The 13,690-nt window shown below is 68.8% G+C and carries 10 protein-coding genes; 6 read left to right on the top strand and 4 right to left on the bottom strand.

Annotated features, from left to right (window positions below; all coding sequences use genetic code 11):
• Positions 1-3 precede the first annotated feature (3 nt).
• The 4 genes from pstB to phoR are packed head-to-tail and all read left to right on the top strand — an operon-like array spanning position 4 to position 3,601.
• On the top strand, positions 4-789 hold the full coding sequence (gene pstB / locus ASC95_RS23475) for a phosphate ABC transporter ATP-binding protein PstB (protein WP_056195472.1): 786 nt from the start codon (positions 4-6) through the stop codon (positions 787-789).
• A gap of 17 nt (positions 790-806) precedes the next feature.
• A complete protein-coding gene (phoU, locus tag ASC95_RS23470) occupies positions 807-1,514 on the top strand; it encodes a phosphate signaling complex protein PhoU (RefSeq protein ID WP_057300088.1) in 708 nt (235 codons plus the stop codon).
• Between the two features lie 2 nt (positions 1,515-1,516).
• Positions 1,517-2,218, top strand: coding sequence for a phosphate regulon transcriptional regulator PhoB (gene phoB, locus ASC95_RS23465; protein ID WP_057300087.1), 702 nt, complete (start codon positions 1,517-1,519; stop codon positions 2,216-2,218).
• A gap of 15 nt (positions 2,219-2,233) precedes the next feature.
• The gene (phoR, locus tag ASC95_RS23460) at positions 2,234-3,601 is read left to right on the top strand and encodes a phosphate regulon sensor histidine kinase PhoR (RefSeq protein ID WP_369820636.1); all 1,368 of its coding nucleotides are present in this window, start codon (positions 2,234-2,236) and stop codon (positions 3,599-3,601) included.
• Here the strand turns inward: phoR and ASC95_RS23455 are convergent.
• The 4 genes from ASC95_RS23455 to trxA all read right to left on the bottom strand — a co-directional run bounded on the left by ASC95_RS23455 (position 3,595) and on the right by trxA (position 7,734).
• Positions 3,595-5,235 carry a hypothetical protein gene (locus tag ASC95_RS23455; protein ID WP_235538023.1) on the bottom strand — a complete coding sequence of 547 codons (1,641 nt, stop codon included), beginning with the start codon at positions 5,233-5,235 and terminating at the stop codon, positions 3,595-3,597. The genes phoR and ASC95_RS23455 overlap by 7 nt on opposite strands.
• A gap of 174 nt (positions 5,236-5,409) precedes the next feature.
• Positions 5,410-5,661: a type B 50S ribosomal protein L31 gene (locus tag ASC95_RS23450; RefSeq protein ID WP_056195481.1), complete on the bottom strand. Its 252-nt coding sequence runs from the start codon at positions 5,659-5,661 to the stop codon at positions 5,410-5,412.
• A 220-nt stretch (positions 5,662-5,881) separates the two neighbouring features.
• Positions 5,882-7,147: a transcription termination factor Rho gene (gene rho, locus ASC95_RS23445; protein ID WP_057300084.1), complete on the bottom strand. Its 1,266-nt coding sequence runs from the start codon at positions 7,145-7,147 to the stop codon at positions 5,882-5,884.
• A 257-nt stretch (positions 7,148-7,404) separates the two neighbouring features.
• Positions 7,405-7,734 carry a thioredoxin TrxA gene (gene trxA / locus ASC95_RS23440; protein ID WP_056195487.1) on the bottom strand — a complete coding sequence of 110 codons (330 nt, stop codon included), beginning with the start codon at positions 7,732-7,734 and terminating at the stop codon, positions 7,405-7,407.
• 152 nt (positions 7,735-7,886) lie between these two features.
• Between trxA and ASC95_RS23435 the strand changes: the two genes are divergently transcribed.
• Positions 7,887-10,463 (top strand): PD-(D/E)XK nuclease family protein, encoded by a 2,577-nt coding sequence (locus ASC95_RS23435; protein WP_157256469.1) that lies wholly within the window; start codon positions 7,887-7,889, stop codon positions 10,461-10,463.
• Positions 10,460-13,687 carry an exodeoxyribonuclease V subunit beta gene (locus ASC95_RS23430; protein WP_057300082.1) on the top strand — a complete coding sequence of 1,076 codons (3,228 nt, stop codon included), beginning with the start codon at positions 10,460-10,462 and terminating at the stop codon, positions 13,685-13,687. The genes ASC95_RS23435 and ASC95_RS23430 overlap by 4 nt, the downstream gene beginning before the upstream one ends.
• Positions 13,688-13,690 lie beyond the last annotated feature (3 nt).

Here is a 13,690-nt window from a genome sequence, read left to right as displayed (position 1 = left end):
CACATGGACGCCAAGATCGAAACGCCCGTGGGCGAGCGCGCCAAACTCTCGGTGCGCAACCTGAATTTCTTCTACGGCAGCTTCCACGCGCTGAAGAACATCAACCTCGACATCCCCGAGAAGAAGGTCACCGCCTTCATCGGGCCGTCGGGCTGTGGCAAGTCCACGTTGCTGCGCACGCTGAACCGCATGTTCCAGCTCTACCCCGAGCAACGTGCCGAAGGCCAGATCCTGCTCGACGGCGACGACATCCTGTCCAGCAAGGACGACGTCTCGCTGATCCGCGCCAAGATCGGCATGGTCTTCCAGAAGCCCACGCCCTTCCCGATGTCCATCTACGACAACATCGCCTTCGGCGTGAAGCTGTTCGAGACGCTGCCGCGCGTGGAGATGGACGAGCGCGTGGAGTGGGCGCTGAAGAAGGCGGCGCTTTGGGGTGAAGTGAAGGACAAGCTCAACCAGAGCGGCTCGGGCCTGTCCGGTGGCCAGCAGCAACGCCTGTGCATTGCGCGCGGCATCGCCATCAAGCCCGAGGTGCTGCTGCTCGACGAGCCCTGCTCGGCGCTGGACCCGATCTCCACCGGCAAGATCGAGGAGCTCATCCACGAGCTCAAGGCCGACTACACGGTGGCCATCGTGACCCACAACATGCAGCAGGCCGCACGCTGCTCGGACTACACCGCCTATATGTACCTGGGCGACCTGATCGAATTCGGGCCGACTGCTGAGCTGTTCATGAAGCCCAAGCGCAAGGACACGGAAGACTACATCACCGGCCGTTTTGGCTGACCCGCTAGGAGAACGGTATGGTGGACAAACATCTCTCGACCCAGTTCGATGCCGAGCTCAGCGGCATCTCGACACGCGTGCTCGAAATGGGCGGTCTCGTGGAGGCCCAGGTGGCCCAGGCCGTGCAGGCGCTGGTGGACTTCAGCGCCGCATCGGCCGATGAAGTGCTGACCAAGGAAAGCCGCGTCAACGCGATGGAAATCGAGATCGACCGCGATCTCTCGACCATCATTGCGCGCCGCCAGCCGACGGCCCGCGACCTGCGCCTGCTGATCGCCATCAGCAAGAGCATCGCCAATCTCGAGCGCGTCGGCGACGAAGCCGCGCGCATCGCCCGCACGGTGCAGCGCCTGGTGGCCAGCGGCGTGTCGAGCCGCATGCGCCTGCCGATGTCCGACCTCAGCTTCGAGGCCGAACTCGCCACCACCCAGCTGCGCAAGTCGCTGGACGCCTTCGCCCGCCTGGACGTGGAGCGCGCGCTGGACGTGCTCAAGCACGACGACGAGATCGACAAGGAGTTCGACGGCCTGCTGCGCAAGCTCATCACCTACATGATGGAAGACCCGCGCACCATCTCCTCGTCCATCGACCTGGTCTTCGTGGCCAAGGCCATCGAGCGTGTCGGCGACCACGCCAAGAACCTGGCCGAGGTGGTCATCTACGTGGTCAAGGGCCAGGACGTCCGGCACAACTCGCCGGAAGCCGTTGAGACGATGGTGCGCTGACCATGAGCCGAGTTCTTGTCGTTGAAGACGAATCGGCGATCGCCGAACTGATCTCCATCAATCTGCGCCACGCGGGCTTCGAGGTGACGATCGCCGGCAGTGCCGCGCAGGCCCAGTACGAAGTGGACCGCGTGCTGCCCGACCTCGTCGTGCTGGACTGGATGCTGCCCGGCCAGAGCGGCGTGGCCCTGGCCAGGCAATGGCGCGGCGTGGCCCGCACCAAGGAGCTGCCGGTCATCATGCTGACGGCGCGCGCTGAAGAAGGCGACAAGATCGCCGGCCTGGATGCCGGTGCCGACGACTACATCACCAAGCCTTTCTCGACCAATGAGCTGCTGGCGCGCATCCGCGCGGTGCTGCGCCGCAAGGCGCCCGAGGCGCTGGACAGCGCGGTGGAGGTTGGCCCGCTGCTGCTGGACCCGGGCACGCGCCGCGTCAGCCGAGAGGGCAACGAGGTCAAGCTTGGCCCCACCGAGTTCCGCCTGCTGCATTTCCTGATGACCCACCCCGAGCGCGTGCACAGCCGCTCGCAGCTGCTGGACCGCGTCTGGGGCGATCATGTCTTCATCGAGGAGCGCACCATCGACGTCCACGTCAAGCGGCTGCGCGAGGCGCTCGAGCGCGTGCAGTGCGCACGCATGATCGAGACGGTCCGCGGTGCCGGCTACCGGCTGACCCAACAGAGCAGTGCGCTCTCCGCCTGAGCTTTACCCGCCTACATGACCTGGTTGTTGCCTCGACTCCTGATGGCCCTCGGGGCCGCGCTGTTCGGGTTTGTCATCGGCGTCGCAGTGCGCACGGCCACGGGCATCGACAGCCTGGGCCTTGGCATCGGCGTGATCGGTGGCGTTGTGCTGATGCTGCTTCTCGACGCCGTCCGTGGCCATCGGCTGATCAGCTGGCTGCGCGGCAACCAGCTTGAGAACGCGCCGCGCGACACCGGTCTGTGGGGTGAGGTCGGCTACCGCATCGAGCGCGCCGTGCGCGACCGTGACCGTTCGGTCGCGCGCGCCCGGCTGGAGCTGGAGCAGTTCCTGTCCGCCATCGAGGCCTCGCCCAACGGCGTGCTGATGCTGGACCCGCAGGAGCAGATCGTCTGGTGCAACCGCGTGGCGGCCGATCACTTCGCGCTGGATCCGCAGCGCGACCTGCGCCAGCGCATCACCAACCTCGTGCGCGCGCCGGCCTTCGTCGCCTACCTGCAGACGGGCAACTTCGCCGAGCCGCTGGTGCTGGGCAATGGCCGCGGCCCGGGCACGCTGTCCATCATCGTGCGCGAGTATGGCGAGGGCATGCGCCTGGTGCTGTCGCTGGACGTCACCGAGCGCGTGCGCTCGGAGGCGATGCGGCGCGATTTCGTTGCCAACGTCTCGCACGAAATCCGCACGCCGCTGACGGTGCTGTCCGGCTTCATCGAAACCATGCACTCGCTGCCGCTGACGGCCGTCGAGCGCGAGCGCGTGCTGGTGCTGATGAACCAGCAGACCCAGCGCATGCAGACCCTGGTGGCCGATCTGCTGACGCTGGCCCAGCTGGAAGGCAGTCCGCGCCCCGCACCCGACCGTTGGGTGGGGCTGGACGGCCTGCTCCTGCGCATTGCCGCGGATGCCGAGGTGCTGTCAGGCGGCCGGCATCGGCTGCATCTGCGGCCGGAGACCAACGTCGAGCTGGCCGGCATCGAGAGCGAACTGCTCAGCGCCATCGCCAACCTGGTGACCAATGCCGTGCGCTACACGCCGGATGGCGGCGAGGTCGAAGTCGCCTGGCGGCTGCTCGAAGGCGGCAATGGCGAGCTGACCGTCATCGACACCGGTCTGGGCATTTCGCGCGAGCACATCCCGCGCCTGACCGAGCGCTTCTACCGCGTCGACGGCAGCCGCTCGCGCGAGACCGGTGGCACGGGCCTGGGCCTGTCCATCGTCAAGCATGTCATGCAGCGCCACGGCGGCGAGTTGATGATCCAGAGTGACGTCGGCAAGGGCTCGCGCTTTCGTCTCGTCTTCCCCGCCGCGCGCGTGCGCCAGGCCAGCGATTCAGCGCTGGGCGACGAGGCGGCGTTCAACGCCGCCGCGCTGTCGGATCACTGACGCTGCAGCAGCACCAGGCTGGCACTGCCGCTGCGGTCCGTCGGCCGCTTCACCTGCGCGACCACGCGCCAGCCCGGGGGCGTGGGCTGGCCCGCGCTGATGACGGCATGGCTGCAGCCGGAGGCGTTCAGCGAACCGCGTCCGCGCACCAGCCAGCCGCCATGCCATTCCAGTGCCGCGAGCGTGGCGAGGTTCTGGCCCGATGCGGCCAGGCAGCTGACGTCGGCAGGCATGCGGGACTTCAACCGCGCCACCAGCGGTGCCAGGCTGCGCGCATAGTCCAGCGGCGGCAGCAGCAGGCTCATGACCAGCAGCCAGCCTAGCGCCACGCCGCCGGCAGGCAAGGCCAGGCTCTTCCACAGCGCATGGCGATGGCGGGCCGTGCGCCAGCGCACCAGGGCCAGCCAGGACAGCGTCGCGGCGATGGCCAACAGCAGGGCCAGTGGGCTGAAATTCGGCTCGAAGCCTTCGGCCAGCCGACGCAGATTGGCCATGGGCCGTGCCGGCCAGCCGGTGTGCATGGACACGTAGTAGAGCCAGCCGAACAGCGCCACTGCGGAGAAGATGAACACGCAGAACCAGTCCACCGCCGCTGAAACGCTGCGGCTCAGTGTGGGCAGCGCGAAGGCGGCCAGGATGGCCAGCGACGGCAAGGCCAGCAGCAGCGCCCGCTCGGAAGCGTCCATCAGGATGCAGGCGGCCAGCGGCACCAGCAGGGCAATGGCAGGCACCGTGATGTGGCGGCGCAGGCCGTGGCGGCGCCAGCGCCACAGCGTCCACAGGGCCAGGGGCCCGGACGGCCAGCAGAACCAGGCCAGCAGGCTCAGCAACGAGGCGAACTGGATGCCGGGCAGGACCCGCCAAGCCCATCCATTGAAGGCCCAGGCTGCCAGCACGGCCAGCGTCAGCGAAGCCAGCAGCCAGACCCGCTGGGCCTTGGCCTCGACATGACTGGAGCGGTGGTTCAGCAGCAGGCCCAGCAGGCCGAGGGCGCAAGCCACGGCCGGGGCACCGCTGGCGGCGAGCACCGGCAGGGCCAGCAGGACGGCGGCCCGCGCACGGCGTCGCTTGAAGGGCGCCGCGGCCAAGCCGTACAGGTAGACCGACACGGCCAGCAACTGCATCAGCTCGGGCGTCGTTTCGTGGCCAAGCTGCAGCAGGCCGAGCGACGCCATCAGTGCAAGCAGGGCGCCATCGGCCAGGGCCCTGGCGTAGTCGACGCCCTGCGCCTCGCCGCCGAAGGCAAAGGCCACAGGTTGGGCGGCCTCCGTGCGGGCGAGATGAAAGCAGGTGTACCAGACTGCCACCAGCACGCCGACCAGCACGAAGGCGTAGGGCAGGCGGGCGGCGACCGGTGCGTCCAGGAAGGGCAGGGCCTTGATCGCCAGCGCGCCCAGCCAGTAGGGCAAGGGGCCGCCCTCGGCCGGAATACCGGCGATCGCTGGCTGCCACCAGGGCGCGTGGCCCTGGGCGATGCTGGCCATGAAACCGAAGCTGCTCAGGTCGGCATTGCGCCAGGGATCGCGGCCGAACAGCCCGGGCAGCACATAGGCCGCGCACAGCAGCAGCAGCGCCAGGCGCGGCAGGCGCTCGACGCCGCGCTCGGCGACGATGGCAGGGGTGGGGAGATTCACGCGCGTAAGTTCGATGAAACCGGCCGGCATGATGCCGTCAAACGGCGGTCAGAAATGAAAAATGGCAGCTCCTGCTGCCAAATGCCAAGAGGCCAGCGCGGATGCAGCGGCAAAACAAAAGGGCAGCCTGAGCTGCCCTTTGGTCGTTGGCGCGGCGAAACGCCGGCAAACCGATTACTTCTTGAGGTGCGAGAACTTGTTGCGGAACTTCTCGACGCGGCCACCGAGGTTGTCGATGCTCTTTTGCGTACCCGTGTAGAAGGGGTGCGACTCGCTGGTGGTTTCCAGCTTCACCAGCGGCAGCTTCTTGCCGTCCAGCTCGATCATTTCCTTGGTCTGGACGGTGGAACGCGTCACGAACTGGAAACCGTTGGACTGGTCGACGAACACGACGTCGCGGTAGTTGGGGTGAATGCCGTCTTTCATGGGAACCTCTTGGCTAGGTCGGGAGCCACGCCGACGATGTCAATCGCTGGTCGGCGCACTTTCCGGGGGTGTCTGGGCGGAAAACCCGCGATTGTAGCGGGCTTCCCTGCGGTTTGGCTAGTTGTGGGGTGAGAAGGATCAGTCCGGCCATCGTCCGCGAGACGGACGCTGTCCTTCGTGACCCGTCGCCGAGTGCGCAGGCACTCGGCTCGGCGGGCACTCAGCCACCGCGCCGCATCATGTCGAAGAAATCCAGATTGTTCTTCGACGCCTTCATCTTCTCGAGGATGAACTCCATCGCCTCGATCTCGTCCATGTTGTAGAGCAGCTTGCGCAGGATCCAGCTCTTTTGCAGGATCTCGGGCTTGAGCAGCAGCTCTTCACGACGCGTGCCGGACTTGTTGATCAGCAGTGACGGGTAGACGCGCTTCTCGGCCATGCGGCGATCCAGGTGGATTTCGCAATTGCCGGTGCCCTTGAACTCTTCGTAGATCACCTCGTCCATCTTGGAGCCGGTGTCGATCAGCGCGGTGCCGATGATGGTCAGCGAGCCGCCTTCCTCGATGTTGCGAGCCGCGCCGAAGAAGCGCTTGGGGCGCTGCAGCGCGTTGGCATCCACGCCGCCGGTCAGCACCTTGCCGGAGCTGGGCAGCACGTTGTTGTAGGCGCGGGCCAGGCGGGTGATCGAGTCCAGCAGGATGATCACGTCCTTCTTGAGCTCCACCAGGCGCTTGGCGCGCTCGATGACCATCTCGGCCACCTGCACGTGGCGGGCGGCGGGCTCGTCGAAGGTCGAGCTGATGACCTCACCGCGCACGGTGCGGATCATTTCCGTCACTTCTTCCGGGCGCTCGTCGACGAGCAGCACGATGAGGTGGCAGTCCGGATGGTTGGCCACCAAAGCGTGGGCCAGGCTCTTCATCATCTCGGTCTTGCCCGTCTTGGGCTGCGAAACGATGAGGGCGCGCTGGCCTTTGCCGATGGGCGCCACCAGGTCAATGATGCGACCGGTGATGTTCTCTTCGCCCTTGAAGGCCTCACGCTCGAGCTTGAACTGCTCCTTGGGGAACAAGGGCGTCAGGTTCTCGAACATGATCTTGTTCTTGCTCTCCTCCGGCGTCTGGTTGTTGACGCGGTCGACCTTGACCAGGGCGAAGTAGCGCTCGCCATCCTTGGGTACGCGCACTTCGCCTTCCACCAGGTCACCGGTGTGCAGGTTGAAGCGGCGGATCTGGCTGGGCGACAGGTAGATGTCGTCCGTGGAGGCCATGTAGCTGGCCTCGATCGAGCGCAAGAAGCCGAAGCCGTCGGGGAGCACTTCGAGCACGCCATCGCCGAAGACCTGCTCGCCAGCCTTGGCGCGCTTCTTCATGATGGCGAACATCAGCTCCTGCTTGCGCAGGCGCGTGACGTTGTCGATCTCCAGCGCCTCGCCCATCTCGATGAGGGCGGAAACGTGGAGCGCTTTGAGTTCGGAAAGATGCATGGGTGAATACCCGTCAGGGGCCGCAGCGCCAGCCAAGGCGCAACGGCGATTCCACGGCCGCCCCAGAAAAGGATCGAATGGCTATCGCTCAAACGGCGAGCGAAGCAGATTCGACAACAAACTCAGTGGTGGGAGGGGGAGCCGAGTCCACGCTGGCTGGGTGCTGAATTCGTATCCAGGAACCCGGGGCGTGTTGGCTTTGGCTGCTGCAGCGAGGCGCCGGGAGGCGCAGGGGTCGCTGCAGCAGTTGGACGCGATTATAGGTTCGCGTCGAGGAAGGCCGTCAACTGGGCCTTGGAGAGGGCGCCGACCTTGGTGGCGGCAAGCTGGCCGTCCTTGAACAGCATCAGCGTCGGGATGCCGCGGATGCCAAACTTGGCCGGCACTTCGCGGTTCTCATCGACGTTCATCTTGGCGATCTGCAGCTTGTCACCGTAGCCGGTGGCGACCTCGTCCAGGATGGGCGCGATCATCTTGCAGGGGCCGCACCACTCGGCCCAGTAGTCCACCAGCACGGGCTTGCCCGACTGGATGACGTCGGCGTCGAAGGACGCGTCGGAAACATGCTTGATCAATTCGCTGCTCATGGGAGGGTTCCTTGGCCTCAAAGGGTTGGCGGTCGCCGCAGTGGGCGCCGTCCGAATAGGCAAAATGATTGTGACATAGCCACTTTTGTCCGGACGGTCGCCAGGGTGACCGAAACGGTGGCAAACATGCGGGCGGGAGGCCTGCTTTACAAGTGCAGCAAGCTTTGAATCTGGGCCTGGCGCCTGGCGAGGACAACGAAGCCTTCTGGCGCCGCGTCGCGGCTGTCGGTGCCGACTGGCTGGAAGGGCGAGGTGCGGCCGTGCGCGATGCCGTGCTGCTGCTGCCCTTTGCCCAGCAGATCGCGCCGGCGCGCCGCGCCTGGCTCGCCCACGGCGGCTGGCAGCCTCGCATCACGACCAGCCGCAGCCTGGCTTCGGCCCTGGGCCCCACGGCGTTGGCCGCGCCTGACCAGCTCTCCGGCGATGCGGCCATTGACGCCTTCACCGCCGACCGGCTGCTGGCCGAGCAGAGCTGGGTGCAACCGCTCAAGCGCAGCAGCCCGCGCGACTACCGTGTGGCGCTCGCCCGGCTCGTCGACACCGCCCACGCGCTGGCCCGCGCCGCCGCCCAGGTGCCGCCACTTCAGCGTGCTGCGTTTATGGACGCCGCCCGGCAGCGGCTCTCAGCCCTGGATGCCGGCCCGGGCTTGCTGGAGCGCGCACTGGCCCAGGTCGCGCTGGCCTGGGTGGCGTCTGACGAGCGCCGTCCCGCCACCGACACCTTGTTCGCGCTGCGCCCCAGCGCCTGGATCTGGCTGCGCGCCGGTGGGCCCGACCCGCTGGTCCAGGCGCTGCTGGCGGGCGACGTGCCGGCGCTGTGCCTGAACGCCGACCTGGACCTTGACCAGGCCTGGGCCGGCTACACGCCCGCCGCGCGGGTGGAGGAGGCTGTTGCGCCGGACTTCGAGACGCTGGCCCAGCAGACCGCCACGGCCGTCGTCCAGCACCTCAACGCCGGTCGACGGCCGGTGGCCTTGCTCGCGCAGGACCGCGTCGTCATCCGCCGCGTACGGGCGCTGCTGGCGCGCCAGGGCGTGCCGATGCACGACGAGACCGGTTGGACGCTGGCGACCACGCCCGCCGCAGCCGCATTGATGGCCCTGCTACGCGCGGCGCTGGCTGGCGGCGCGGTGGACGACTGGCTGGCCTGGCTGAAATCCGCGTTGGCAGCGGGGTGGAACGCCGAAGGCCTGGCGGGCCTCGAATCCCGCTGCCGCCGCTTCGGCTGGCGCCAGGCCGCCCAGCTCGATGCGGCGACGCTGCCGCCGGCCGTCAGTGCGGCCTGGCAACGGGCCCGGCGCCAACTGGAACCGCTGGCCGGCGGCGCGCGCACGCTGGGTGGCTGGCTCGCCGCAATGGGCCAGGCGCTGAGCGGGCTGACGCCGCTGGCCGAGGTCGAAGGCGGCGAGGCCTTGCTGGAAACGCTGTGGATCTCGCGCAACCCCTGGGCCGGCAGCGCCCACGAGGCAGCCCTGGCGCAGACGCGGCTGCGGCCCGACGAGTTCCTGGCCTGGGTGGACGACACGCTGGAGGCGGCGCAGTTCGAGCCGACCGAAGAAGCAGGTGCGGTCGCGGTCGTCATCACGCCACTGGCGCGGGCGATGCTTCGGCCCTTCAGCGCCGTCGTGCTGCCTGGCGCAGATGCTGCCACGCTGGGGCCGGTGAACCCGCAAGCGGGTCTGCTGGCCGACGCCGACGCGGCGGCCCTGGGCCTGCCCAGCCTGGCCGAACGCCGCGAGGCCGAGGGCTTCAGTTTCGCGCAGCTGCTGCGCGCGCCGGTGCTGACGCTGCTGCGCTGCGCCTTCGCAGGCGCCGAGCCGCTGCCGGCCAGCCCGCTGTTGGAGCGGCTGGCCGGCGCGGCAGCGCGCAGCGGTCAGGGCCTGCATGAATGGCGCGACGGGCGTGAGCTTCTGACGCCGCCGGGCCAGCCCCAACACCGCGCTGCCGCTGATGCCGATGGCCGCTTGCCGGCGGCCCTGAGCGCCAGCGCCATCGACGCGCTGCGCAACTGCCCCTACCAGTTCTTCAGCCGCGTGCTGCTGGGCCTGCGCGAGGCCGACGAACTGGAGCAAGAGCCCGACAAACGCGACTACGGCACCTGGCTGCACGCCGTGCTGAAGCGCTTCCATGACTCGCGCAATGGCGGTGATGACGACTTGGCGCTGCGCGCCGCGGCCGAGGCCGAGCTGGCGTGGCTGGACGCGGCGGACTTCCTGCCTTTCTCGGCCGCCTTCGAGCGGCTGCGCCCGCTGTATCTCGCCTGGCTGGTCGAGGCCGAGGCGGGTGGCCAGCGCTTCGCCGCCGGCGAGGTGGACCGCGACTGCCAACCGTTCGATGCGCCACTGGACGCGCTGACGCTGCGCGGCCGCATCGACCGCATCGACGACGCTGCAGGCAAGACTTGGCTGCTTGACTACAAGACCGGCGATGCCAAGGGGTTGAAGGAAAAGCTGGCTGCGCCGCTGGAGGACACCCAGCTTGCCACCTACGCGCTGCTGATGGGCGCCGAGCCGGGGCTGCAGGCGGCCTATCTGGTGCTCGACGACGGCAAGGGCATTGCGCTGCTGCCGCATGCCGATATCAGCAACACCGCGTTGGCACTGCGCGGCGGCCTGCAGGCCGACCTGATGGCCGTGCGCGATGGCGCGCCGCTGCCGGCGCTGGGCGAGGGCAAGGTCTGCGACTACTGCGAAGCTCGCGGCCTGTGCCGAAAGGATGATTGGGTATGAGCGCAGAACTCGCCTACTGGGCCGACGGCCTGCGCGTGCCGCGCGAGCACTTCTACGCGCTGGCCTGTGACCCTTCGCGGAGCATCGTCGTGGAGGCTTGTGCCGGCGCCGGCAAGACCTGGATGCTGGTGTCGCGCATCCTGCGTGCGCTGCTGGCCGGCGCCGAGCCGCAGCAGATCGTCGCCATCACCTTCACCCGCAAGGCCGCCGGCGAGATGCGCCAGCGCCTGGCCGAGTGGCTGGCCGAGTTTGCACAGGCGCCCGACGCCGAGCAACTGGCTGCGCTTCGCCAACGCGGTGTGGCCGAGGCTGACGTGGCGGCGCTGCGCCCGCGCCTGGCAGCCTTGCAGGCCGAGCTGCTGCGCGGCGGCCGGGCTGTCGAGGTGCGCACCTTCCACGGCTGGTTCTCGCAGCTGCTGCGCGCCGCGCCGCTGGCCTTCCTGCAGGCCCAGGGCATCGCGCCCGAGCTGCAGCTCATCGAAGACGAAGAGGAGCTGATGCCCATGCTGTGGCGGCGCTTCCATGTCGCCGTGCTGGCAGACGAGGCGTTGCGCGCCGACTTCCAGGCGCTGACGCAATCGCGCGGCCGCTTCAACCTGCGCGAATGGTTGCTGGGCGCGTTTGCCAAGCGTGTGGAGTTGCGGCTGGCCGAGACGGCCGGTGTGCTGGAGACCAGCCTGCCCGGTGCAGTGGATGTACTGGGCACCACGCCGGAGCAGTTCTTCGAGCATCTGCGCGAGCCGCTGCGAGGTCTGGCGCGCCTGCTTGGGGCCGCCAAGGGCAAGAAGGCGCAGGAGGCCGCCGTGGCCCTGGAGCAGGCGCAGCACTTCGACGCTGCCTTTGCCGCGCTGTTCACGCAAAAGTGCGAGCCGCGCAAGCTTGGTGTCGAGCATTCCGACTTTGATGAGTTGTGCGAAGAGCTGCAGCGATTGCGGGCGGCAATAGCCCAGCAGCGCGCCGCCGATGAACACGCCGCGATGCGTCGCCTGGCCCTGGTGTTGGTAGACGCCTTCGAAGCCATCAAGCGCGAGCGCGGCCTCGTCGACATGAACGACCTGGAGCGCGGCGCCTTGGCCTTGCTGGCCGACGCGCAGACCGCCGGCTGGGTGCAGCAGCGCCTGGACGCGCAGGTGCGCCACCTGCTCATCGACGAGTTCCAGGACACCAGCCCGCTGCAATGGCAGGCGCTGCACGGCTGGTTGTCGGCCTATGCGGGCGCGGGCGCGGGTTCGCCGCTGTCCGTCTTCATCGTCGGCGATCCCAAGCAGAGCATCTACCGCTTCCGCCGGGCCGACCCGCGCGTGTTCGCAGCGGCGCAGGACTTCGTCTGCGACGGCCTCGCAGGCGTGCGCCTGGCCTGCGACCACACGCGCCGCAATGCGCCTGAGGTACTGGCCGCCGTGAACGCCACCTTCGACAGCGCCCAGAGCGCCGGCACCTACCAGGGCTTTCGCGTGCACACGACCGAGGTGGCCGACGTGGACGAGCTGGCCGGCCTGTGGGCCCTCGATCCCGAGGTCATGGCGTCGCCCGCCCAGGCGGACGTTGACCCGCTGCGCTGGCGCCCCAGCCTGACCGAGCCCCGCCGTGAGGCCGAGATCAGCCGGCGCGCGCCCGAGTGCGAGCGCGTCTGCGCGGCAATCGTCGGGCTGCTTCAGGCCCGGCCTGAACTCAAGCCGGGCGATCTCTTCGTGCTGGCACGCAAGCGCGACCCGCTGCGCCAGCTCAGCGAGGCGCTGACCGCTGCCGGCGTGCCGCACGCAGCGCCCGAAGAGCAGCCCCTGGCCGAACTGCCCGACGTGGCCGACCTGCTGGCGTTGCTGGACGTGCTGGCCTCGCCCGGGCACGACCTGTCGCTGGCCCGCGCGCTGCGCAGCCCGCTGTTCGGCGTCGATGAAGCCGACCTGTTGACGCTGGCCGAGGCCGCCGGTACAGCGCAGTGGCTGGGCCATGCGCCGTCCGAGCGGCGCTCCTGGTGGGCCGCGTTGCAAGGCCTGGCCGCACCCGGCCCGGCATTGGCGCGCGCCCGTGTTTTGCTGCACGGCTGGGCCGAGCAGGCGCGCCTGCGCACGCCGCACGAGCTGCTGGACCGCATCGTCCACGAGGGCGAGCTGCTCATGCGCATCGCGGCGGCCGTGCCCGCGGCGGATGCCGCCGTGCGACTGCAGAGCGTGCAGGCGCTGCTGCGCGCCGCGCTCGACCTGGACGGTGGGCGCTATGCCCAGCTCTACGGCTTCGTGCGCGCGCTGAAGAGCCGGCCCATCAAATTCGTGCCGGCTGCTGCGCCGGATGCGGTGCAACTGCTGACCATCCATGGCGCCAAGGGCCTGGAGGCCGAGGTCGTCTTTTTGCTCGATGCCGACGCCGCGCCACCCAAGGCGGAGACGCTGAGCCTGCTGCTGGACTGGCCGGTGGGCCAGCCGGCGCCGCGGCGCGCGGCCTTCCTCGCCTCAGAGGCCAGGCCGCCGCCGTCATTGCAGGCGTTGGTTGACGAGGAGCGTGCCGAGCGCGAGCGCGAAGAGCTGAACGGCCTGTACGTTGCACTGACGCGGGCACGGCGTGCCGTGGTGCTCAGCCACACGCCGAGCCGCAGCCAGGCCACCAGCTGGTGGGACAGACTGCAACCGCTGGCTCGCCGTTGGCCCTTTGCGATGACACCGGGCGGCCGGGCCAATACCGCGCCGCCGGCCATTGCGCCGCTGCCAAGCTGGCAGCCTCCGGTGGCAGTAGCTGCTGCACGTGATGGCACGGCCCGTGACGACCGCCTGGCCCGCGTGGGCGAGGCCTTGCACCGCGTGCTGGAGTGGGCCTCGGCAAGCGGCCAGACGCAGGCGCTGGTGGCGTTGATGGCCTCGGCCTCGCAGGCCTTCGGCCTGGACGCCAAGTCACGCGAGCAACTCGCCCAGGCGGCCCAGGCCATCCTGTCCAGCCCCGACTGCCGGCCCTTCTTCGACCCGGCCGAGCTGATCTGGGCCGGCAACGAGGTGGCCGTGGGGCAGGGCACGGAGGGTGAGAAGGACCAGCGCATCGACCGCCTCGTGCAACGTCGCGATGGCTGCTGGTGGGTGCTGGACTACAAGCTTGGCGCCACGCCGGAGCGCGAGCCGGCCTATCTCGAACAGATGCGCGGCTATGTGGCTGCCGTGCGGGCGCTGCAACCCGGCGAGGCGGTGCGGGCGGCGCTGATCAGTGGTACGGGGCGCTTCGTGCCGGTCGAGGTGTGATTC

Source organism: Pelomonas sp. Root1217 (assembly GCF_001425705.1).
Lineage (GTDB): Bacteria > Pseudomonadota > Gammaproteobacteria > Burkholderiales > Burkholderiaceae_C > Pelomonas.
This window is presented reverse-complemented; position numbering and strand designations above follow the sequence as displayed.